The sequence below is a fragment of the Raoultibacter timonensis genome (assembly GCF_022845715.1).
Classification (GTDB): domain Bacteria; phylum Actinomycetota; class Coriobacteriia; order Coriobacteriales; family Eggerthellaceae; genus Raoultibacter; species Raoultibacter timonensis.
Window position 1 is genome coordinate 3,062,410 of record NZ_AP025564.1, and the last position, 23,303, is coordinate 3,085,712.

Annotated in this window: 21 protein-coding genes; 7 read left to right on the forward strand and 14 right to left on the reverse strand. The window is 60.9% G+C overall.

What is annotated here, in order from left to right; genetic code table 11:
- Positions 1–135: 135 nt before the first annotated feature.
- The 4 genes from MWL89_RS12510 (at position 136) to MWL89_RS12525 (ending at position 3,130) form a co-directional block, all read left to right on the forward strand.
- Positions 136–1,575, forward strand: coding sequence for a LuxR family transcriptional regulator (locus MWL89_RS12510; RefSeq protein WP_244386375.1), 1,440 nt, complete (start codon positions 136–138; stop codon positions 1,573–1,575).
- A 126-nt stretch (positions 1,576–1,701) separates the two neighbouring features.
- Positions 1,702–1,935, forward strand: a complete 234-nt coding sequence (locus tag MWL89_RS12515; protein WP_244386377.1) for a zinc ribbon domain-containing protein — start codon at positions 1,702–1,704, stop codon at positions 1,933–1,935.
- 68 nt (positions 1,936–2,003) lie between these two features.
- Positions 2,004–2,438 (forward strand): FKBP-type peptidyl-prolyl cis-trans isomerase, encoded by a 435-nt coding sequence (locus tag MWL89_RS12520; protein WP_244386379.1) that lies wholly within the window; start codon positions 2,004–2,006, stop codon positions 2,436–2,438.
- Between the two features lie 263 nt (positions 2,439–2,701).
- Entirely contained in the window at positions 2,702–3,130 is a 429-nt protein-coding gene (locus MWL89_RS12525) for an FKBP-type peptidyl-prolyl cis-trans isomerase (protein ID WP_102379685.1), read from the forward strand.
- A 255-nt stretch (positions 3,131–3,385) separates the two neighbouring features.
- Here the strand turns inward: MWL89_RS12525 and MWL89_RS12530 are convergent, their stop codons facing one another.
- From MWL89_RS12530 to MWL89_RS12565, 8 genes are all read right to left on the reverse strand, one after another.
- Positions 3,386–4,156, reverse strand: coding sequence for a GltB/FmdC/FwdC-like GXGXG domain-containing protein (locus tag MWL89_RS12530; protein ID WP_244386381.1), 771 nt, complete (start codon positions 4,154–4,156; stop codon positions 3,386–3,388).
- 4 nt (positions 4,157–4,160) lie between these two features.
- Complete coding sequence (locus MWL89_RS12535; RefSeq protein ID WP_244386383.1) at positions 4,161–5,666, reverse strand: glutamate synthase-related protein; 1,506 nt, start codon at positions 5,664–5,666, stop codon at positions 4,161–4,163.
- Positions 5,659–6,858, reverse strand: a complete 1,200-nt coding sequence (locus MWL89_RS12540; RefSeq protein ID WP_244386385.1) for a class II glutamine amidotransferase — start codon at positions 6,856–6,858, stop codon at positions 5,659–5,661. The genes MWL89_RS12535 and MWL89_RS12540 overlap by 8 nt, the downstream gene beginning before the upstream one ends.
- Positions 6,859–7,075: 217 nt before the next feature.
- The gene (locus tag MWL89_RS12545) at positions 7,076–7,831 is read right to left on the reverse strand and encodes a TVP38/TMEM64 family protein (protein ID WP_244386387.1); all 756 of its coding nucleotides are present in this window, start codon (positions 7,829–7,831) and stop codon (positions 7,076–7,078) included.
- Between the two features lie 58 nt (positions 7,832–7,889).
- Positions 7,890–9,395: a sensor histidine kinase gene (locus MWL89_RS12550; RefSeq protein WP_244386388.1), complete on the reverse strand. Its 1,506-nt coding sequence runs from the start codon at positions 9,393–9,395 to the stop codon at positions 7,890–7,892.
- A 113-nt stretch (positions 9,396–9,508) separates the two neighbouring features.
- Entirely contained in the window at positions 9,509–9,985 is a 477-nt protein-coding gene (locus MWL89_RS12555; protein ID WP_244386389.1) for a response regulator transcription factor, read from the reverse strand.
- Positions 9,982–10,500, reverse strand: coding sequence for a response regulator transcription factor (locus MWL89_RS12560; protein WP_244386390.1), 519 nt, complete (start codon positions 10,498–10,500; stop codon positions 9,982–9,984). Before MWL89_RS12560 ends, MWL89_RS12555 begins: the two co-directional genes overlap by 4 nt.
- Positions 10,501–10,649: 149 nt before the next feature.
- Entirely contained in the window at positions 10,650–11,561 is a 912-nt protein-coding gene (locus tag MWL89_RS12565) for a helix-turn-helix transcriptional regulator (RefSeq protein WP_244386391.1), read from the reverse strand.
- A gap of 852 nt (positions 11,562–12,413) precedes the next feature.
- On the opposite strand from MWL89_RS12565, the gene MWL89_RS12570 reads away from it, so the two are divergent.
- Positions 12,414–14,216 carry an FAD-dependent oxidoreductase gene (locus tag MWL89_RS12570; protein WP_244386393.1) on the forward strand — a complete coding sequence of 601 codons (1,803 nt, stop codon included), beginning with the start codon at positions 12,414–12,416 and terminating at the stop codon, positions 14,214–14,216.
- A gap of 125 nt (positions 14,217–14,341) precedes the next feature.
- On the opposite strand, the gene MWL89_RS12575 is transcribed toward MWL89_RS12570, so the two are convergent.
- The gene (locus tag MWL89_RS12575) at positions 14,342–14,551 is read right to left on the reverse strand and encodes an FAD-binding protein (protein WP_244386394.1); all 210 of its coding nucleotides are present in this window, start codon (positions 14,549–14,551) and stop codon (positions 14,342–14,344) included.
- A gap of 83 nt (positions 14,552–14,634) precedes the next feature.
- Between MWL89_RS12575 and MWL89_RS12580 the strand changes: the two genes are divergently transcribed.
- Positions 14,635–14,919 carry a response regulator transcription factor gene (locus MWL89_RS12580; protein ID WP_244386395.1) on the forward strand — a complete coding sequence of 95 codons (285 nt, stop codon included), beginning with the start codon at positions 14,635–14,637 and terminating at the stop codon, positions 14,917–14,919.
- A gap of 54 nt (positions 14,920–14,973) precedes the next feature.
- Here MWL89_RS12580 and MWL89_RS12585 read toward each other — a convergent pair whose 3' ends face one another.
- A complete protein-coding gene (locus MWL89_RS12585; RefSeq protein WP_244386397.1) occupies positions 14,974–17,379 on the reverse strand; it encodes a glycoside hydrolase family 3 C-terminal domain-containing protein in 2,406 nt (801 codons plus the stop codon).
- 595 nt (positions 17,380–17,974) lie between these two features.
- Positions 17,975–18,337, reverse strand: a complete 363-nt coding sequence (locus MWL89_RS12590) for a hypothetical protein (RefSeq protein ID WP_244386398.1) — start codon at positions 18,335–18,337, stop codon at positions 17,975–17,977.
- Between the two features lie 113 nt (positions 18,338–18,450).
- On the opposite strand from MWL89_RS12590, the gene MWL89_RS12595 reads away from it, so the two are divergent.
- Entirely contained in the window at positions 18,451–18,708 is a 258-nt protein-coding gene (locus tag MWL89_RS12595; protein WP_102379695.1) for a hypothetical protein, read from the forward strand.
- A 19-nt stretch (positions 18,709–18,727) separates the two neighbouring features.
- Here MWL89_RS12595 and MWL89_RS12600 read toward each other — a convergent pair whose 3' ends face one another.
- The 3 genes from MWL89_RS12600 to MWL89_RS12610 form a co-directional block, all read right to left on the reverse strand.
- The gene (locus MWL89_RS12600; protein ID WP_244386399.1) at positions 18,728–19,846 is read right to left on the reverse strand and encodes a helix-turn-helix domain-containing protein; all 1,119 of its coding nucleotides are present in this window, start codon (positions 19,844–19,846) and stop codon (positions 18,728–18,730) included.
- A 680-nt stretch (positions 19,847–20,526) separates the two neighbouring features.
- On the reverse strand, positions 20,527–21,279 hold the full coding sequence (locus tag MWL89_RS12605) for a DUF2087 domain-containing protein (protein ID WP_102379697.1): 753 nt from the start codon (positions 21,277–21,279) through the stop codon (positions 20,527–20,529).
- A 208-nt stretch (positions 21,280–21,487) separates the two neighbouring features.
- On the reverse strand, positions 21,488–23,245 hold the full coding sequence (locus MWL89_RS12610) for an FAD-dependent oxidoreductase (RefSeq protein WP_244386400.1): 1,758 nt from the start codon (positions 23,243–23,245) through the stop codon (positions 21,488–21,490).
- Positions 23,246–23,303 lie beyond the last annotated feature (58 nt).

Below are 23,303 nucleotides of genomic sequence, written 5' to 3' on the forward strand. Positions count from 1 at the left end.
TCATCCAAAGGACAGAAAGAATCTTTACGACTATTGGTTTATGTTGCGAGAACCCTCAACCCTCTACACTAAACAAGGGGGCAGACCGCTTAGGTCACCGGATATCGCAGTCGACTGATCTTGTCAGGGGGAATCATGAAGACTGAAACGCTTTTTCCTATCCGCATGCTTGGATTCGGCTTCTATTGGGCTTGGTTGTTTCTCGTTGGCGTATCGCCGACACCCGTTCTCGAAGGCGCTTCGCAACTCGTATACCCCCTCGAGGCAATGGAGCTGCTCTTCCGGCTGGCGGGCATCGCGCTCATCATCGTTTTTTCTGCCTGGCTCTCTTCCGTCACAGGGCGCATGTTTCTCCTCTGCATGGGAAGCGTTGTCGGCCCCCTGGCTTCCGTGCTCCTGATCGCCTTCGGCGCCTCGCCGCTGACGATCGCCCTCGTAGCGTGTGCCGATGCGTCCATCTTCATGCTTTGGCTCAGCTTCTTCGGCCACATGAAGCTCGGTGAGACCGCTTTGTACATGACGCTTTCGTACGCCATGGGCTCGATCCTCTTCGTTTGCATAACGTGGGCGGGATTAGAGGCTGCGCGCGCATGCGCCGTTGCGCTCCCCGTGCTATCCGGCATCACGTTTATCTTCTCGAACAAGCTGTACGAGCACGAATCGGGGGAATCGGGTGCCATCCTCAGCGAAATGAGACCGAACGGCCACAGGGAAGCGCCCATCTTTCCCTACATAACCAGAATGACCGCAGCGCTCGGCCTATACGCCATACTGTTCGGCATGGTCACGAGCACTGCCGTATGCAACGGGTTCAGCGGTGCGGTCGCGGGACCCTACATCGAAGCGCCGTGCTGCATCGGGCTGGGCTTGGCCATCGCGCTGATTTTCAATTCGAAGAAGAAAGCACGGGGGATATACTACTTCTACCGCTTCGTCCCCCTCGCCTTCTCCATCGGCCTCGCGGTGCTCCTCTTCGCCGAGCACAACGCGTTCATCGTTGCAGACATATTCATCATGACGGCCTACCTGGCTTTCGAAATACTGATTCTCAACGACTACTGCAATGCGATCAAGATGAACGATCTTCCCCCGCTGCGGACCTTCGGCATCGCCCGCTTCGCCATAACGGCGGGCATGCTGTCGGGTTGGCTCATCGGCATGGCAACAACCACGCTGCCGCCCTTCGTGTCCCCGATCGCGTTCGTCGTCGGCATCGGCGCCGTCGTGACCGTCGTGGCATCGACGTTGGTATTCACCGAAAAGGAGGTGTTTTCCCTCAGCGGCATAGCGGAAGAGAGGGGTTTCGAAGAAAAGCTCGCGCAGAACAACAATCCGAGCCAGACCCCCGACGAGTGCATTCGGCAATTCGGAAAATCATGGCAGCTCTCGAAAAGGGAGATCGACGTGCTCGACCCGCTTCTGAAAGGCCGCACGACGCAGTACATTTCCCAGAACCTCTTCATCGCCACGGGTACCGTGAAAACGCACACGTACAACATTTACAAGAAGATGGGCATCCATACGAAAATGGAGCTTTTGGACATGTTCGACGCATTTCGGCAAGAGAGGCCGTAAACCGACGTTTTCGCCAAGACCGACAGCATCATAGCGTATCATGGGCATAGCGCCACACGGGTACGATTGCGGCCAAGCGTCATCGACATGCAGCCAACCGAAGGCATCGGCAATCAAGGGGGCATCATGGGATCCGAGAACAGCTCGAACGAACCGCCTATCGAAGGCGGAGCAAGCTACGAAGTTGCAGACAGGATCGTCGAGTGCTCGCACTGCGGCTCGAAGAGGTTCGAAAAGAGCACGGCCCAGCTCAACACTGCGGGGCTGACATTCCTCGGGCTCGACTGGGCGAACCGCAACGCAACGATCCTCATTTGCGCTCGATGCGGCCATATCGAATGGTTCCTCGAAGAGGATTAGTCGATGGCGGCGATTGCCGACCCGATCGAACAGCCGAAGCGGCTACCGCCGTCAAGCGAGGATGCATCATGGACAACAGCAACAAAATGGTAAGGGTCTCGTACGTGGGCACGTTCGACGACGGACACGTGTTCATCGACCAGACCGACCCCCCGATCGAGTTTCCCTGCATCGACGGATGGATGCCGCCCGCATTCGTGGAAACCGTGCGTTCAATGAAAACAGGGGAAACGCGATCGGTGCGCGTCTCCGCCGACGAGGCGTACGAAGAGCGATCCGACGAGCGCATCATCGAGATCCCTCGCGGAAAGATTCCGAGCGATCTCAAGCTTCCCGTTGGCGAGATGGTCAACCTCGAAGATCCCACCGGGCAAACCTTCCCCGCACGCGTCATCGAGGTAACCGACGAGAAAGCCGTGTTCGACACGAACCACGACGCCATCGCGAAAGCGCTCAACTTCACCATCACCCTGCTCGCGGTAACCGACCTCGATCGGTGCTAGCGAGGCCCGACGCGGCGGCAACCGCGGCGGGGCAATCGCGCCGGTTTTCAGGCAAGCCCCGCATCCGCAATACCGTCTTGCCCCTTTGACGATCGGAGCCCTTCGCGCCGATCCGGAATCGGAGACGAGCATCCGCCGACGTCTTCGTCGATCCCAATCAACGAAATTGTGACGAAGCTGCGCCGCTTCGTCGTTGCGGCCAGGCTGGGCTTACCTGTTCGGTTAGACTGAATCCACTGTTTTCTTTTGAAAGGAGCTCTTTTATGAGCAACGAAGGCAAAAAGGTCAAGGTCCACTACACCGGAACGCTTGACGATGGAACCAAGTTCGATTCCTCCGTGGACCGCGGCGAGCCCATCGAGTTCACCTGCATGGTGGGTCAGATGATCCCTGGCTTCGATGCCGCCGTCAAAGACCTCGCTGTCGGCGAGACCAAGACCGTCCACATCCCCGCTGCAGAAGCCTACGGCGAGTACAACGAAGAGCTGATCCAAAAGATTCCCGTCTCCCAGATCCCCAACGGCGACCAGCTGCCCGTCGGCCAGACCATCTACATGCAGGGTCCTGGAGGACAGCCTTTCCCCGTGTTCGTGAAGGACATCACCGACGGCGTTGCCACGTTCGATATGAACCACGAACTCGCCGGCAAAGATCTCAACTTCGAGATCACGCTTGTCGAGTGCGCCGACTAACCCTCGCGCAAACAGCGTTGGATACGAAAGCGAGCCCCTGCGGCTCGCTTTTTTCATGCAGCCGAAACCAGCTGCGCATCGGTGTTTCGCACGGTAGCCTCGTCGGCAGCCCGCCAAGGCGGCTGGCAACGGGGCATCAAACGACTCGATACGCAAAAGGGCCGGACTGCCACAGATACAGCCCGGCCCCCGACCGCGCGGCCCCCGTACAAGGCAGCGGGTCATACCATCGCGCGCACGATCGTGCGACGCGAATCAATTGGCGTACATGCTTGCGTACGGCCTCGACGAGGCGGGCCGCAAGCGAAAGAAACCCGTTGCGCTCGCATCGACCGACCCGCCGAGATCGTGCGAGAAATGCTCGTTGTACTCGATAAGCAGGCGTCCGACAACGGCTTCGTCGGCCTCGTCGATCGGCTCTTGGACAAGCCCCCTCGGAACATCGGCGCACGCGAGTTCGTGTTTCATGTAGATGACGCCGCCATGCATGCCCGTCGCAAGGTAGCTTCCCGGCTTTCCCAAAAGCACGATAATGCCGCCCGCCATGTATTCCCCGAGGAAGCTCCCCGCATCGCCGCCGATAACGATGATGGGGCATCTGCCCTCGAACTGCTTCATATGAATGCCCACGCGCCATCCGCAGCCATCGCGCACGAATATCGTGCCTCCGCGCATGCCGTAGCCGGCAGCGTCGCCGCAACGTCCATGGACGACGATGCTGCCGCCGTTCATCGTGTTGCCGATCTGATCCTGCGCGTTGCCGAAAACCTCGATAGCGCCGCCGTCCATATAGCACGCCATATCGTTACCGGGAACGCCATGAATCAGAAGCGTCTTGCCGCTGGGCATCCCGCACCCCAGATAGCGTTGCGCGAACGCCTCGCGAATCTCAACGGTATCCGCCCGCTCGAGCGCCTCGCGCACAAGCGCGTTCGCCTCGGTAAAATGTTCGGTTCCAAGGGTCACCGAACACGCAGCGGACTCGGCCGGGCTGCCCGTTGCGCACACTGTCCCTATCTTATTCATGCGATCAACTCCCCGCATATCTCACGCCGAGGATTTCGAGCTCCTTATCGTTCAAGCCCACCGCCCTCAGCATCAACCGGTTTCCGCGCAGGCTGTCGATGGCGTTGATGCCCATGCCGCCCATCATCTCCTCGATCTCGCGGTTCCACGCCCGCATGAGGTTCACCACGCGCTCGGCGCCGATTTCCGGGTTCAGACGGCGCACGAGATCGGGACGCTGCGTCGCGATACCCCAGTTGCACCTGCCGCTTGCACAGTCCTGGCACTGGTGGCACCCGAGGGCGACGAGCGCCGCCGTGGCGCTGTACACCGCATCGGCTCCGAGGGCGACCGCACGAACCACGTCGGCCGACGAACGGATGGAGCCGCCGGCAACAAGGCTCACCTTCGAGCGAATGCCTTCGTCGCGCAACCGCTGATCGACCGCCGCAAGAGCGAGTTCGATGGGGATGCCCACGTTGTCGCGGATGCGCGCGGGCGCTGCGCCCGTACCGCCGCGAAAACCGTCGAGCACGATCACATCGGCGCCCGCGCGGGCGATACCGCTCGCAATGGCCGCAACGTTGTGGACGGCTGCGATCTTGACGGCAACCGGCACCGTATACCGCGTGGCCTCCTTAAGCGAGAATACAAGCTGGCGCAGGTCCTCGATCGAGTAGATGTCGTGGTGCGGAGCGGGGGATATGGCATCGGTTCCCTGCGGAATCATGCGGGTCTGCGAGACCTCCTCGTTGATCTTCTCGCCGGGAAGATGCCCGCCGATGCCCGGCTTGGCCCCCTGGCCGATCTTGATTTCGATCATGGAGCCGGCATTGAGGTAGTGCATGTCGACGCCGAAGCGCCCCGACGCCACCTGCACGATCGCGTGGTCGCCGTACCGCTCGAGATCCTTGTGCAATCCGCCCTCGCCGGTATTGAAGTACGTGCCGAGCTCAACGGCTGCCATCGCAAGCGATTTCTGCGCGTTCAAGGATATCGAGCCGAAGCTCATAGCCGAGAACATCACGGGGATATCGAGCTTGAGCTGCGGAGGCATGCGGGTAACCACCGCGTGTTCGCGCTCGTTGACCACGAGCTTATCGGGGCGGCTTCCGAGAAACACGCGGGTCTCCATCGGCTCGCGCAACGGATCGATGGACGGGTTCGTCACCTGGCTCGCGTTGAGCAGCAGATGATCCCAGTAGATGGGATAATGCTGCGGGTTTCCCATCGACGAAAGGAGCACCGCACCGGTTTGCGCCTGTTTGGCGATATCCTGCATAACGCCGAGCGTCCAGTTGTTCGACCCATTGCCCACCTGGGGCCACGCGGTTACGGCGAGAGCCAGGGTCGGGCACATGACCACGCAGCGCTGGCAGTTCACGCACTTGGCGTGATCGGCGCTCAAACGGCCGTTCTTTTCGTCGGCATGGTGGACCCCGTTGGCGCACGAGCGCTCGCATACGCCGCACTCAACGCACGCCTCGGAGTCGCGCAGCACTTTGTAGCGGGGAAGCAGGCAATCAAGCATGGCGGAGCACCCCCTTGCTCGATGCCGGCAGAACGCCGGTCAAATGCTCTTGGAGCCGGTCTTTCGCCGGGATGTTCTCGCACGATTCCTGCGCCTTGCGCGCAGCCACTTCGTCGAGCTGCACCACGTACGGCACGCCTCCGTCGATGGGAGCGACGTTCTCCACGCCGGGGCATACGATCTCGATCGCCGCCTGCTCGCTGGCGAGGTAGACCATGCTTCCCTTCTCGCCCGCCATAAGGGCACGCAGCTTCAGGCGGTCGTTCAAAGCAAGCAAGCCTTCGTCGGAGCCGAGGATGACCGACATGGGGCCGTTCACAAGCGCGCTCGAATACACGCATCGAAGCGCCGTCTCGTACGCCGCCCGCTCGGGCTCCATGCGGTCGATCTCGTCCCACAGAGGCGCGCACATGATGCGGGCCGCCGTCTCCTGCGAAAACCCGTGACGGCGGATGAGCAGGTCGAAGATGTAGGTGATGACCTCGGTGTCGGTCATGAGCGTACAATCGTATCCGAACTGCTCGACGTAGCGGCGGTTGGCATCGTAGCTCGATATTTCGCCGTTGTGCACGATCGACCAGTTGAGCAGCGTAAACGGATGCGCCCCGCCCCACCATCCGGGCGTGTTCGTGGGAAAGCGGCCATGCGCGGTCCACAGCCACGCCTTGTAATCGCAGATGCGGTAGAACTCGCCGATGTCTTCGGGATAGCCCACCCCCTTGAACGCTCCCATGTTCTTGCCCGACGAGGCTACAAAAGCTCCGAGGATCGAAGCGTTGATGCGAAACACATGCTGCATCGTGTATTCGGCTTCGTCGAGTCCGCTCATATTGAGCTTGACCGGATGAGGCGCAACGAAGTAGCGCCAGATGTCGGGCGGATCCTGGATGCCCCGCACCGCTTCGGTGGGAATGCGCTCCTGCTTCTCGCTGATGAAGTACCCATCGAGATACGCTTCGGTTTCGCTTCGCGCCTCTTTGCTCTCGTACATGATGTGGAACGCGTAGAGATCCCGATACGCAGGGTAGATGCCGTATGCGGCGAACCCGCCACCGAGGCCGTTGCTGCGATCATGCATCAATGCGATGGACTTCAGAATGTCGCTCCCGTCGTGGAGTCCGCCGCTTTTATCCATGATTCCCGCAATGGCGCACCCGGACGGAATCCTGATATCGCCTTCGCGTAAGGTCATGCGCTGTACACCTCGTCTCATTTCATCGTGTGAATACGCGTACCCCGCCCGCGAGCGTTCGTCGGCCAACCGAGCATCCGACGAACGCCCTACCTGCCGTCTCGGATGAGTTTGCGAACCCAGACGGAACGCCTCGAGGTGCGGGGCCGGCATTCTGTGGTGCTACGAGTGTACGGGCGCTATGTTTCAGAAGGATATGCGCCGTGTTTCGAGTGTGTTAAGGCTGCACGGCATCCGTCCCGCCCGAATTCTTCTCCCGGCGCGCAATCAGCGCGTACGCCCCCGCGCCGCAGGCGACCAAAACGAGGGTGACAACCGCGACGAGAACGGTAGCCGTCCAGTCGCCTTGCGCAGCATAGGCCGAGGCGAGCGTCGACGAAACGATAGAGGGTATGCGGCCGACGGTCGTGATGGCCGCAATGCGCGACAGACGGCACGGCGTAAGGCCCGCAACATAGGTCATGATGTCCTTCGGCGTGCCGGGAACGAGAAAGCAGATGAACAAGATGAGCTCGAATCGCTTCGACGCGCGAAGCCATGAGATCGACTCGATCTTTTCGCGAGAGAAGAACAGCTCGACAACCCGCATGCCGGCGGTCCGCGTAAGAGCAACGACAACGACCGTTCCGATCAGGCTGCCGGCAAGGCAGAGAGCGGTCCCCTCCCAAAACCCGAATGCATAACCGGCCCCCAGCTCGAGCGGCTCGCCGGGAATGACGGCAACAACCACCTGGGCAACCACGAGCAGAACCATGATGACCGGAGCCAAAGCACCGCGCTCGTCGACCCACGCTTGCAATCGCTGGCCGTCGGTAAACAGGGAAAACGCGTCTTTTCCGTATACCGCCGACCAAGCAAGCGTTGCAGCCAACACCGCAACGGCGACCGCGATTACCGCCGCGCGTTTCGCAATCAGGGCCCCTCGTTGCTCAATCGACGCCGTCTGTCCCGTCTTCGCTGCTTCTCGCCGCATGATGATCCCTTCGATATATCCATCGGAATCATCATCGAACGCAAGTGTCAAATAAGCATCAACGATTGAAAACGCCGGGGAAACGGGCCTCCACCCGTGCGCCCGTTTCGTCGAAGCGGTTCGACAGAGCAACCGAGCCGCCGCACTTGGCAACCAGCAACGAGCATATACCGAGGCCCAGCCCGAAATGCTCCGATGAATCGGGGCGAGACGTATCGCGATAGTAGGGTTCGAGCCCCTGCTCGAGGGCTTCTGCCGAAAAACCGGGACCGTCGTCCTCCACGGTCACCACGAGATCCGATCCGTCCGCCGCGCAAACCAACACGACAAGGGAGGTCGCGTATCTCGCCGCATTCGCGAGGAGGTTACCTGCAACCCTCTCGACGACATCGGCATCGAGGCGTGCGGTTTCGGGCAGCTCGGAGGCGATGACGTCGGAACGTTTGCCGCAATCGGCAGCCAGCGCTCGCGCCGCTTCGCCAAGGCGCTCGACAAGGCGGCTTGCGTCGACGTCGACGGCGACCACCTCGCAATCGTCGAGCTTTGCAAGATCGCGCATGGCTTCGATATAGCGCTCGATACGTTCAACCTGCCGCTGCGACGAACGCGCCATCTCCTCGATCTGATCGGCGGCGAGACTTCCGCTCGCCGTATACGATGCAAGCATCTCGAGCTGCCCCCCGAGCACGGTAAGCGGCGTGCGCAGATCGTGGGCGAACGCCGCGTTCGCCTCTTTGCGCGCCTCGACCATCCGCCACATTTCGCGGTTGCTCGTCACAAGCGACGCGCGCATCGTCTCGAAGCTTTCGGTAAGCTTGCCGAGCTCGTTGCCGCTATCGGGCGCAAGCTCGAAATCGAGATCGTTTTCGGCGATCCGCTGCGCAGCACCGCGCATCGTCGCAATCGGCTGCTTCAGATGATTGCGGTAGAACAGATGGGCCGTCGCAACGAAGACGAGGGCGAACACTCCCGGGAACACGAGGAACGTGAGCAGTTGCAAAGCGTCGTATGCGCCATCCTCGGGGTGATGGGCGACATAATAGGACATGACCGACGAAGCCGGCTTTTCGCCTCTTTCGTCCGCCGGCAGCAAAGACCCGTCGGCAGCGCCTTCGGGAAGGCGTCTCTTCTGAGCCTCGTCGTAAGCGGGCACGGCAGCAAGGGGAATGGGATCGTCGGTTGCGCCTTCGGCGAGGTCCTCGCCGTCGAGAATCCGCCCATCGTACACGCGCATGCTTTCGCTATCCGAACCCGGCTCGTCAATCCGTATGGCTAAGGCCGATTCGTCTTCCGGAACCTCAACGTACAGGGAATCGTCTTCGTTGCCGTACCACGACAGAGCTTCGGCAGGCACGAGCGCATTGGCGTCGCTCACGTAGATGTACATCCCCGATCGAGCCGAGGATTCACGCCAGATTTCAGACGATGCGTTAGACAGAACGCTTGCGGCGCCCGTCGACACGGCGAGCGCGACGACGGTGGCCGCTATCGCGTAGATCGCGAATGCGGTCTTCAGGGAGCACGAGCGCATGAACGCCCGCAAGCGGCGCAGGGGATGGAGCATGCCCGGTTTGCCCTTCGCAAAGCCAGCCGGAGCGCGGCGCGATTCGGAATCAGCGAATCCCGGATCGCAATGCGGTTGAGGACCGGGGCGATCCTAACCGTGCGGCTCTCCTCCTATGCGCGCCATCGGTACCCCACGCCCCATACCGTCTTGATGTAATCGCCCTCGGCACCCGCTTCGGAAAGCGATTTCCTCAGCCGTCTGATGTGCTCGGTTACCACCGAGCCGTCTCCCGGCTCGCCCCACACGAGCTCGTATATGCGATCGCGGTCGAAAGTCTGCCCCCGGTGCTTGACGAGCAGCGCGCATATCTCGTATTCCTTCTTGGTCATCGACACTTCGATGCCGTTGACAAGCACCGCCCTGCGTCCGAAATCGATCGAAAGCACCTCGTCCACGCAAATGACGCTGCGGGTTCGGACGCGGCGATCGCGCGCGATGTGGGCAGATACCCGAGCGCCGAGAACCTCGAGCGAAAACGGCTTGGTTACGTAATCGTCGCCCCCCGCCGCAAAGCCCTCGAGCTTATCGGCGTCTTCGACGCGGGCCGTAAGGAAGATGATCGGGCACGAAACCGCATCGCGAATCATGCGGCATATTCCTTCTTGGTCATCGACACTTCGATGCCGTTGACAAGCACCGCCCTGCGTCCGAAATCGATCGAAAGCACCTCGTCCACGCAAATGACGCTGCGGGTTCGGACGCGGCGATCGCGCGCGATGTGGGCAGATACCCGAGCGCCGAGAACCTCGAGCGAAAACGGCTTGGTTACGTAATCGTCGCCCCCCGCCGCAAAGCCCTCGAGCTTATCGGCGTCTTCGACGCGGGCCGTAAGGAAGATGATCGGGCACGAAACCGCATCGCGAATCATGCGGCAAGCCGAAATACCGTCTACCGAAGGCATGTTGATATCGAGCAGAATGATGTCGGGCTGGCGCTTTCCCACGCGATCGAGCACCTGGGCCCCGTCGAACGCGGTAGCCACAAGGTAGCCGTTGAGCTCGAAATAGCTCTTGAGCATGCTCACGATATCGCGCTCGTCATCCGCGATTAGAATGAGCGGCCCGTCGGCTCGCTCCCGCCCTGTACCCGTTTCGTCTACCACGTATGCGCTTCGCCTTTCCCGCTTGCCCGAAAAGCCCCCGATCCGCTCGGTCGGCCGAATTCTCAACTGCTCGGCGGCCATCGCCTGCCGACAAGCGAAAACGATACCAGACGAATGTCAAAAAAGCATCAACTGCAAAACCCTCCAAGCTACCCGCAATCACCCTTACCCGCCTCCTCCACAAGGTCGAGCAGTTCCTGTTTCGAATGGATGCCGAGCTTCGTGTAAAGGCTCTTGCTATGGCTTCGGATGGTGTTCTCCGAAAGGCAGAGCCTTTCGGCAAGGTAGGCGACATTGCGACCATGGGCGAACGCAACGAGCACATCGGATTCGCGGGGGCTCAGCTCGAAGCGCCGAACGATAGCTTCGCACCGCTTCTCGAGCGAGGCATCCGAGGCCGCAACCGCCTCCCCCGCAGCATCGGTCGCCGCCTCGCCTGCATCTCGTTCCCCCTGGGGTTTCTCGCGGCGCTGCATGCCGGCATACGCCATCGACAGCGCATAGAGCACGAGAAGTGCGGCAATGAGCGGGATGGGGGCGTCGAACACGCGGGCATGGTACAGGACAACGCTTGCCAGCGCTCCCGCCGCGAACGCGGCGTACACGATACCCGCGAACACCCCGAATGCAAACCGCACCTCTACGCCTTCGCTTTGGGCGGTCTCGAGACACGAGGGCATGATCATGGCGAACAGCAGCGAGAACGCGGCGTACAGGAGCATCGTGACGATCAGCTCGGTGCCGTTGAAGATGGAGAGCACCAGCAGCGCGGTGGCGATCACCGGAAACATGATGCGGTAAAGGGAGGTGATGCTCGGGCCCCGCACCCATGCTCCCGAGCCCAGCGGGCTGACGAGCACCAAAACGAGCACGCCCCCCGTAACGGCGGCGCCGATCGAGCTCGTAATGCCCACGGCGGCAACCATCTGCGGCACCGTCTGCAAGGCCATGGTCCGCGTGATCGCCACGGCGAATACGGTCGCGGCCACGCAGAAGATAGGGTTGCGGAGCGCCTTGAAAAGCGCATCGAGACGGAAAGACGCCTTGCCCGAATCCTGCACCGCACCTTCTTCCGCACCCGCCGTGCGGAAGGCGCATCCACCGACCCCCCCCCGCTGCCGCACCCGATCTTCCCGTGCGTTCGAAAAAGCAGAGCAATGCCGTCGAGCCGACGGTGCTTAAAACGAACACCGCCTCGAGCACGAGCAACGGCGCCAAGGCGAGAACCGCGAATAGGATCGAATGGACGACGAGCGCCGCAAGAACGACTTTGACGACCTCGCCCACGCCGAGCGCGCCGAACGCCAGCTCCCACCGCATCAGCAGCGAGGCGATTCCCCCGCCCGCCAGAACGCCGAACGCGCATGCAGCCGCTTCTCCCGACAGGCTGCCCACCAAAGCGAGCACGATGTAGCTGCCGATGATGAGGGCGCAGGCAACCCAGGGGCGGGAAAGCACCTCGACAACGAGAGCCACCGACGGGGGGAGCGCCCGTGCGTACGCCAAAACAAAAAGCGCTGCGGCGATCGTGGCGAACAGCGGTATCGAGCACCATGCGAGCAGCGAGAGGAGTGTCAGCCCCGTTCGCTCCAAAAGCGGAAGGCCGCCCCAAATGGTCAGCATGCAGCAGAGCATGAACAGCGCAAAGCCAACGCTTGCCGCAAAGCTGCGCCGGTGCTCCGAGACGTACTCGGATGCTCTGATCCTGCGTTGCGCCACGCGTCCTCCCGTCGCTCCAGCCGAAACGCATAGCTCCATTCTATATTAAGTTATTCCCTATTGAATTCACATAACGGGTGTGAAGCGCTTTCGTTTTCCAGTTGCTAGGATGCTAACCGCCTCACCAAGGCAGCATACACCAGATTCGATCGGCAGGGGTGCAAGGCCGACCGAACGCGAGGAAGGGAACAGCTATGAGTATCGATGCATCGTTCAACAGGCGCGACTTTCTGAAGATGGGGGCCTTCGCCGGCGCAGGCGCGGCCGTCGCAGGGCTTGCCGGATGCTCGGCACCCGCGAAAACGGATAGCAGCGCGGGCAGCGAACCGAGCGGGGCGGCTTCGGTGCCCGCCGACATCAAACCCGGCGACGAAAGCGCCATCGGAACCGCACCCGAGGTAGCCGATGCCGACGTGAAGGAGACGGTATCGTGCGACGTGCTCATCGTAGGAGCGGGCATCACGGGCATCGCGGCAGCTCGCTCGGCGGCCGAAGCGGGAGCGAAGGTCATCGTCGTCGAAAAGAAGACGGGGATCAGCATCCACGGCTTCCAATGCGCTTCGGTGAACAATTCGATATCGAAAGAGCTTATCGGCGAAGTCGACGTATCGGAAATACTGTGCGAATACCAGCGCCGGAGCGTCGGCAGGGCCAACATGGCCCTGGCATCGCTATGGGCCAACTACTCGGGCGAAGTGCTCGATTGGTACATCGAGCCCATCGCCGACGAGCCCGACGAGATGTCAAACGTAACGCTCGCCTACTACCCCGTGCCGGCCGAACGAGCCGAAGCGAACGACATGTGCAAGACGTTTCTCGGAGCGATCGACTTCAAGGAGGACCCCGATAACGGCACCGGCTCGCTCACCTGGATCCACCTCGGCGAAAAGAGCCGCGACATCGCCCAGAACCTCGGCGCGGAATTCCGGTTCAGCTCGGCCGTCATCAAGCTCACGACCGACGAGTCGGGCAAAGTCAACGGCGGCTACGTGAAGGACAAGAGCGGGGCGATATCCAAAATCGAAGCCTCGAAGGGCGTCATCCTCTGCGGCGGCGGCTGCGCGCAATTCGGATGCGGATCGGAAGTCATGCACAAGGTATACGCGCCGCAGATGGTCAAGAACTACCGCATCGTCACCGGCGGCGAGCCGGAGTGGGAAACCATGTTCGAACTCGAACCGTTCGAGCTCGGCGGTACGACCGGAGACGCCCAGATCATGGCGCTGTGGGTCGGTGCCGCAATGGATCTTTTCGGCGACACCGCCATGGGATCATGCGAATCGGGCATCGGCGGCACGGTTGCGCTCTGCGTCAACCAAAAAGGCGAGCGCTTCTGGAACGAGGACATGGGCATCTGGGAAAAGCACGACCAGGTGATGAACCAGCCCGACCGTTGCTGCTACGACATCATCGACGTGAACTGGCGCGACCGCTTGCCCTACCAAGCCGCAGGGCACCGCAACCTCATGGTCACCGATCTGCCGGTAGCCATCGGCTACACAGGACCCGAGTATATCGAGGCGTTCCATGAAGCGTTCATGTCGTCGGTCGGCAAACCCGAAGGCGTCATCCCGAAGCTCGACCCCTATGCCGGACCGGTGTTCGGGGCGAACACGCTTGAGGAGCTTGCCGACCTCGCCGGCCTGCCGCGCGATGCGTTCATCGCGTCGGTCGAGCGCTACAACGAGCTCGTCGCCCAGAAGAAGGACGACGATTTCGGCTGCGACCCGGCCAAGCTCTTCCCCATCGATACGCCGCCGTTCTTCGCTTGCCGAGCCGACGTCGCTCCCGCCATGGGTGCCTACCTCGGCCTCCGGGCGAACGGAAAGCTCCAGATCCTCAGCAAGGAAGGCGACCCCATCGAAGGTCTTTGGGGCGCGGGCAACACCGTCGGCATGAAGTTCGCCACGAGCTATTCGACGCTGATGTCGGGCATGAACCACGGCAACTGCATCACGCACGGATACCTCGCCGGACTCTACGCCGCCCAGTCGTAGGACACCTCGGCTGCAGGATCGAAAGATCCGTCCATGCGACCGAGACGATGCAGGGGCCCGCGCGCTTCAACTGCGCGGGCCCCGATTCGCCTTGCCTCGGCGCTGCTGCGCCGCTCTGCCCGGCCCTAGACTCCCTTGGCGGCGTTTGCACCGGCGAGACGCCCGAACGACGTTGCCGTAGCCAAACTCAAACCGGCAACGACAACGGGCTTCTCGACGAGGAAGCGGCGGCCCATGCTATTGCCCGCGACGTAAAGGCCCTCGATCGGCACATCGTCGTCATCGAGCACGTGCATATCGAGATCGCACTCCAGACCGCCGAATATGTAGAGCATTCCCCCACGGTAAACGAGCACGCACAGTACGGGGGGTTCTCGACGGGAAACATCCTTTCCGCCATCTTGCCGAAATCGTCGTCATGGCCTTTGCTGCACAGCTCGTTGTAGCGGAAACGCCCACGAGCGCGGAACCCCTCGATGTTCTCGCACTCAAGTGCAACGCGCTTGCCGATCGCGAGCGGTTTACCCCGCGCGAACGAGAAATCGTCCTCCACCTCGCCCAGGGAAGAACCGTGCACGCTATTTCGGAAAAGCTCTTCGTTTCCGAAAACACGGTCAAATCGCACATCAAGAGCATCTACTTGAAGCTCGACATCCACTCGCGCGCCGAGCTTATAGAAATCATCACCGCCGAAGGCGAGTAGCCCGAACGGGTTCTCGGCTCTCGCAACCGCCTCGCTCGACTGAGCGGCATTGCCTCACGGGCGTTCGCCCCGCGGGCTTTCGGCGTCCTTCGCATGCGAATTCACGGCACGGAGGCGTTTGATTCCCCGGATGAAGCGGTAGTTCAGGATATCCACCACACCTTTAACAACGTTCATATCGATGCCCGACATGGCTACCGCGCGCAAAGGGGTATCCATCGCCGCCCGATCGAACGCGGCGCGCATCTCCTTGTCGTCGGGAATGAGGGTCTTGAGCTCGCGACGCAATGCAGCCTGTACGAGCCTGCCGATAAGCGAGGTCCTCAGATCGCCGACCGTCGCATTCGCCGTATAGGGGCGCATCGCCGTCAGGACCTTGGGAAACGGGCGCCCGTACAGCGCGAGGAACGCCTCGTTGGTGAAGCACCCTGGCTCGACGCGGTGGTAGACGTCGGGCACCCCGTCGGAATGCCCGACCTCCCCTGGCACAAGCACCGTGTCGACGAGCCGCACGTCCCTGCTCGACGCCGAAACTCTGATCTCGTAACAGCCCCCCTCGACAATCCAGTCGCCCCGGCCGGCATCGTAATGGGCAAATGCCCGATGAGGTAAAGCCATGGTTATGCGCTTCTCCTCGCCAGGCTCCAAGCTCACTTTCGCAAAGCCCTTGAGCTGCTGAGGCACCATGAACGCGCACGGATCGACGGGGGCAACGTAGAGCTGAACGACCTCCGCCCCTTTACGGGCGCCGCTGTTCCGCACGGTGCACGAGACATCAAAGCCTTCGCCCGCACCTTCGATGCTCAAATCGGAATACGCGAACGTCGTGTAGGAAAGGCCGAAGCCGAACGGATAAGCAGGTTCCACCTCGGCGGCATCGTAGTACCGATACCCCGCATATACGCTCTCGGTGTAAAGGGCTTGACGACCTGCGGCAGGGTACGAGTTCGCGTTCTGCACGTCGGCAAGGCGGTCGGGCCATGTTTCGGCAAGCTTTCCAGACGGATTCGCGTCTCCGAAGAGAATCGCCGCCGTAGCGCTTCCCCCCTCGCACCCCGCAAGATAGCTGAGAAGGATCGCGCTGGGCCTACTGCGCCACGGCAGTTCGACGGGGGCTCCCCCCTGAACGACGACGACCGTATTCGGATTGACGTCGCACACGGCCGCAACCAGCCGGTTATGGCCGTCGGGAAGGCCCATATCGGCCCGATCGGATCCCTCCGCCTCGGCCGCATCGGGAAGTCCCACGAACACGACCGCCACTTCGGCGCTGCGAGCTCGCTCGACCGCGGCGGCAAGCATGTCCTCGTCGGTTTCCCCCGTCTTCCGATCGTATCCCTGCGCGTATGCGCATGTCGCACCCCGAGAGGCAAACCCCTCGCGCGCGCAGCACAGGGCGACCGGGTTTATCTTCGACGAGCCCGTTCCCTGGTACCGAGGAGCTTCGGCAAACGCACCGATGAGCGCGATCGACGCATCGGCGGCAAGGGGCAGCACCCCGTCGTTCTTCACCAAGACAGCCGAGCCCTCGGCCACTTCGCGTGCAACGGACAAGCGGGCCTGCGCATCGCGTACAACGAATGCGGCCTCGTGGCGCTCGCACCGCTCGTGCAGCTTCAGTATTCGTTCGACGGCTTTGTCGAGCAGGCTCTCCTCAAGAGCGCCCGACTCGACGGCGGTGCGAACATCGGCGCGATAATCGGGCCGCGGGCCCGGCATAACAAGATCGAGACCGGCTGGAAGACTAGCCGCATTATCGTTTTCGGCGCCCCAATCGGTGATAAAAGCTCCCGCAAAGCCCCATAGCCCGCGAGCCACCTCGTCCATCAGGTAGCTGTTTTCAGAACAATAAACGCCGTTCACCAGGTTGTACGCCGTCATGACCGTCCAGGGATGCGCCTTCTCTATGGCAATGCGGAACGGCTCGAGGTACAGCTCGTGAAGCGCGCGCTCATCGATCACCGAATCGACGATCAGGCGGTTGGTCTCCTGACTGTTTGCCGCAAAGTGCTTGAGGGAGGTTCCCACACCCCTGCTTTGCACCCCTTCTACATACGCTGCCGCCAGCTCCCCCGCCAGATGAGGATCTTCGCTGAAGTACTCAAAATTGCGCCCGCACAGGGGGCTTCGCTTCATATTGACCCCGGGGCCGAGCACGATATCGACCTGCTGTTCGCGCGCCTCATCGCCGATAGCTTCTCCCATCCGCCTCATGAGATCGATGTCGAACGAGCAGGCCGAAGCGCTCGCCGTCGGGAAGCATACGGCTGGATCGCTGGTCGCAATACCGAGGTTGTCGGCTGGACCGGGCTGCTTTCGCAGGCCGTGCGGGCCATCCGCAACAACGAGGGGTGCCACACCGAGCCTCGGGCATCCACCGAACGTCCAGTAGTCGCTTCCGGTAAGACAATCACATTTCTCCTCGAGCGTCATCTTCGAAACGATGGCTTCGATATCCATAGGGTCCCTTCCGCCGTAAGCGCAGAATGCAGCCAGCTCGCAGCAAGCCCCATCCGCTCACGGCATTATCCCCCGCAGAGAGCCGCCCCGTCCACCCCGAATTCCCAAAGCGCGCTCCGCCGCGTTGGCGCAATGCCGGAAAGCGAGAGCCCGTTCGACGAAAAGCCCAACGTACGGCTGTACGCAGCCGTACGCGACGAAGCGGTTGAGGAACATCCTGATAGATGACCTTTTCACGAATATTTAATAGAGTTACTCGGTTCAAATGCCAGACGAATACCCGCAGCTGTAAGAGCTTGCTACAATCGGTGTCGATTCGGATACACCTCCATCGCTCGAGAAACGGGGACTCGTGGTCGCATTCGGCATCCCACTTTTCGTCGCATCCGTCATCGTCGCGGCTGGCTTACCCTGTCTGCTTATGAAAATCGACGAGAACGCCGGGCTTCCCGGGCGACTCAACCGCCACGCAAACAAACGGGGGCACGGGAGCCTGATACGGGTCGCCGCCGATCCCGCCACCCTGCCGGACCGAAGTTCCCAAAGGCGAATGACGTTCGAGACGCTGATAATCGGCACGGCTATCGTGCTTCTCTCATTCGCGGCCGAATGCGCTACCGCGAGAAACAACCAGGAAGCCTTTTTCAACCTTCTCCAAAGCGGGGCGTTCCCCCTCGCTTTTCTCGCAATAGCGATCCGGGTGCGCAAAGCGCTCGGTTTCGTTCGGGGCCTCTTCCGGGCCGCATTGGGAAGCCTGCTGTTCGGCGCCTTGTTCGCCAGCCCGTTTGTTGCAGTCGTAACGTGGCTGCAATACGCACCGCCGCTGCACGTCATAGGCGCCGTATCGCTGGGCTGCGCCATAGCCGGCATGGCAAGCGGCATCTACTTTACACCTGTCTACTGCAGATTCCATCGGATGTTCGAAGACGGATATTCCGATCGAATAGACGTTTCGCATCGAAGCTTTGCCTTTCACGAGCTATCGGCGATGAGCGGCGAGGCACCCTACCAGATAAGCGATTTTTCCGCGCCGACGCGACCGGCTCGGAATCGCTGGAAGGCGGCGCGCATATGATTAGATTTTACGTACTCTTGGCAATTTCCTTGTTCCTGTACGCCGGCATCGGAGCCGTAATCACCTGGCTTTTGTTCCGAGTCGCCTGCTGCGTCGACGATGTCCGATACCTCGCCGACGCAGCTCAAGCGAACGGCAGTCCCGTCGAGCGGAGGAAATCCCCTTTGAGATACGCCATCGTCGTCGCTGGAATCTTTGCCGTGCCCACAACGTTCTGCCTTCTCACCAACATAAATCCCCTCGGATGGCTGTAAGCTCGCAGAAACGGCCCGTCTACGACGATTCGATCGAGGAAACGATGGCGGCGAACCGTGGGTCGTCGTGCGCGTCCGCCCATGCTGGATCGGTTTCGAGCATCTGGATCAGACCGAGCCGCCCGAATCCCGCCATGGTGTTTTCGAGGTATACCCTATCGTCGTCGGCTTCGGGACGAAACAGATGGCCGAGTCGATCGAAGAGCATCCCAGGATCGCGATCAAGCGAGAACAGCTCATCGGCGCGCCCCGCATCGCGCGCGAACTGTTCCAGTTGCTCGTAGGCCCGGTCGAGCTGCCCCATCTGCTTGTACGCCGACGCCGCAGCGAAGTGGGCAGACAGCTCGTAAGAGGGGTTGGCATCCGACAGGCCGAACAACTTGATCACGCCTTCCACAGCCGTGACGAGCGCATGCAGCCGTTCACCATCATGTCCGCAGAGTGGAATAAGCGCAGCACAGCTGTTTATCACGCCCGAAACGCTCCAATACAAGTGCTCCTGGTTGATCTCGATCGCCTTCTCGGTATCACCGAGCATTCGATACGCGGCAGCGAGGGATGGCTCGACCTCGAGCGGCGGCGCGGTCTTGAGCCCCTCGAAACGCTCGACGGCCTCCTCGTAGCGGCCTTGCGTCAAAGCCATACCCGCGCCGACGAACCTTGCCGCCCTCACCATTTCGACGTCATCGGCGCATTCGGCAACATGCTCGTAGTACCCCGACGCCTCCTCGATGATCGACGGATCGGGCTTTGACGGATTGGCACGGATTGCCGCTGTGTACATCAGGTGCGATAGCTTGATCACGAGAGGCCAGCACGAATAATAGTCCTTGATGAAACGACGGCATTCGGCAATAGCCGTTTCGGTATCGTCGGGCAGAAATTGCGAGATCTCGGCAGCGAGCCGCTTGATGTCGCGCTCGCTCATCTGCGGCCGATAGGCGAAAAGCTCGTCGATCGTAACCGAGAAATACGATGCGATGCGCGGCAGCTGCGCTATGTCGGGCAAACTCTGCCCGAGTTCCCATTTCGAAACCGCAGCTTTGGTCACACCGAGATGATCGGCCAGATCGGCTTGCGTAAGACCCGCCGATTTTCTCAGCTGCGCTATCATTCTGCCGAGGTTGATGCTTTCCATGCCGCACCTCCGAAACGATCGCCCGCATCGACGGGCATATGCCCGTCCTATTCCAGTATGGGATATCGCAATAGTTGATGCAATGGAGCGATAGTTGACTTTTTGGCCTCATAGTCAAGTGGAGATTCGCTCCCGCACACTGCGGGAATTGTGCGCAGCAGGGGCCGAGCGCGTTGCGGAGCCGTGCGCGTTGTGGGGGCGGACGTCGCGGGGCCAGGCGCGTTGCGGAGCCGAGCGCGTTGCGGAGCCGTGCGCGTTGTGGGGCCGAGCGCGTTGCGGAGAACTGATGAACGATGTCCGCGAACCGCCTTCGTGCGAGGGTTTTCGAACGTGCATTGCGCAACAGACAAGCGTTTTCCCAGTTCGCCGGTTCTTCGAACTCGGTTCAGCCCGAAAAATCCTCGCACGAAGGCGGTTCGCGGACATTAAGCTCATTGCGGGAGCCGCGCAGACGCAACGATGCATAACCTTCCAAGTCGGAGAACTCCGCAGCAGAACCCCAGGAAGTTTCCGGGAGGCCCCGCCATAACGCAGCCTCTCGAACCGTACTTCTTTTCAAGCTGCGGACCCAATCCCCTATGGTCGCGCCGTCGAGCGGCATCGTTTCCCGAAAGCCCTCGACAACGCAAAGCGAGGCGACCTCAGCCGCCCCGCTTTTTCATAGCCGCCTTGCCTGCGAGCTACTTCAGCCAGTATTCGGTTCCGTCTTTCGTACGGCCCATGAAGCCGTAGTCGACCAGATAGCGACGCAGCATGCTGTAATCCTCGTACACGGCAGCGAGCATCTCGCGCGTCTCCGCCTCGGTGTATTTCTTGCCGAGCTCGAACAGCTTCGCAACCTCGCTCAGCACGACCACCTGCTTCTTCGCCTTCAACGGGTAGTGACGCAACCGGAGAGGCCTCATGCTCTCGAATTCGCTCTTGAGGATGCGCTCGCGCTCCTTCTCGGTAATCACGTAGCGGTCGTCCATCATCGTCGCCGTATTGGGGATGTCCACGATGTCGTCGGCTTTGCGCGCCTTGCCGCCATCGCCGAACACCTCTTCGTAAACGGCCAGGTAGTACTTCGCCTGCTTCGCCTTCTCGCGGAAGGTGAACTTCTGATGGCGAACCGTCGACGCCTTGATGCCGAGCTTGTTGGCGATCTCGTTGTCGCTCAGGCCCTCGCCGAACAGCGCGAGCAACTCCTTTTGCGTATCGGTGAACGTGTTGTATTTCGCACCGCCCTCGATGAGTTTCTTGAGCGAGCTATCGTGCTCGGAGGCGATGTGCTCCCTCGCCGCATACTCGGGAGTATAGTAGCGATCGCCGATGGGAAACACCTGCCCCCGCGGGAACATGCGCCCGCAGTAGTTGCACACGTGCGCCTTCTCGGCCTCGTCGTAGCGGTAGCCGTTTCTGATTTCTTCGATAGTCAATGTCCCATAATCCATTGCGTTTACTCCATTCATACATGCTGTGTTCGCTTGTTCTGTATTTCATAAACGTATTATGATTATGTTTATAAATATTGTCAACATGCTACATATTGCATACATATGCGCAGAAGGACCTCGGAGTTTCCCCTAGGTCCTTCTTGTTCGGATCTTGCCGCTAGGCCCAACGGCAAGCACACCGGGCCCGCATCCGGCACCGCGCCAACTAGCTTGCCGCTACGGTTTCGCCGACGAGCTTGCCCATGGTTGTCGCCCAGCCGATGCTGATGCCCGCAATCGGCGTGCAGTACTGCAGAGCGAAACGGCCGCCGCAGCTATTCCCCGTAGCGTAGAGACCGGGTATAGGATCGTCATCGTAGTCGAGCACCTGCTGGTTTTTATCGGTTACCAATCCACTCAGCTCGACAAGCCCCAACTTGAACTCGCTGCTGTCGATGACCGATGCATAGAACGGCGGCTCGACGATAGGGTCCATAAGGAATGCGTCTTTGCCAAAATCCTCATCAACCCCCTTTTCGCACAGTTCGTTGTAGCGCTCGATGGAGGCCAGGAAGTTCTCCTTGGGCTCTCCCGACAACCCAAGGTTATCCGCCAGCTCTTCGAGCGTTTCGCCCGCATACGTCAGGCAGCCGCGAATCTTGTAGCCCTCGGTTCCCGTTCCCAAGACGTTGGGAATCTCCGCGTCGAGCGTTTCCAGGAATCCGCCATCATGAAAGCCGCCCGTTCCCGGATACACGTGCTCAGGCGCGTTCTTCTGAATGTACTCGCGCCACGAAGCGTCCGCCACACCGTAAATCATGCCTTTAGGCTGGCGCATAACCTGAAACAAATTGCCCCAAACGCCCAGAATGCCCTCATTCATGAACCGCAAACCGTCCCGGTTCAGCTGCGGGAGCGCAACACCCCCGAACGCACCTGCGCCCATTGCGCGACCCATCGACGCGCGAGGCCCCGGCTCCATACGACCGCCCGCCCAACAACCGAGCTTCTGCCCGTCGCCCACACGCCCGCTTCCGACTATTTCGGTGTAATCCTGTTTGCGCGACTGCACAAAATCACGGTACTCGTCGTTCAACGCAAAGACCATTTCGGGATTTCCGCTGTAGTCCCCCGCCGCAATGATGACGCCCTTCGAAGCGGAGAACTTCGTATACGTGCCGTCCGAGGACATGCCGACTACCCCCGCGGCCCGATCGCCGTCCATGACGATCTTCATAGCCCGGCAATCGAAGTACCATGCTGCGCCAAGATCTTCGGCTGCCGCTTTCAGCGCCTTTGCCGCATCGGGCCAATCGGTACCCTCATCCTGAAAATGAATAGCCGACGACCAGCACTTGTAGCCCGATATTTCGCCAGGATACCCAGTTGGCTTCGGAACGCCGAAAATACCGCAGTTTTCAACGATGTCATCGCTGAGATGGGAAAGGATCCAATCGAGTACCGAACCGCTTTCCGAAGCGAACTGCCGGACGAGCTCGTAATTGCTGCGGTTCATGTTCCTGCGAGTCCAATCCTGGATGAACTCCACCTCGTCGATCTCGTCGCCACCGTGGGCTTTCGACCACGCGGAGTTAAGATGCCCTATATCGTGGCCCAAAAACGTATACACGTCTTCCGTCTGCGTTTCGAGAACAACCACTTTCGCACCCGCCTCGGCTGCCCCAAGGGCAGCGCAGACCCCGGCGTTTCCGCCGCCGATGACCACCACTTCCGCATCCACGGTTTCGACGATATCGGCATCATCGATCGCGGGTTCTTCCCCCAACCAATCGAAATACGTCAGATACCCCGCTTGCACAGTCGCGTTTTCCGCGACGCCCGCAGCCGAACCAGCCTCGGCGCTCGCCTCCGATGACGCACCCGACGGCGAGCATCCCGCCATACCGAATAGCGCCGCACCAGCACCGACAACCGCGGTTCCCGTTAAAAACGAACGCCTCGACAATCCCTTGCTTGCATTCATCCCCTTGTCCTTTCCTCGACGGATAGATTCAGCCAACTCGACCGAACACCACGGATAA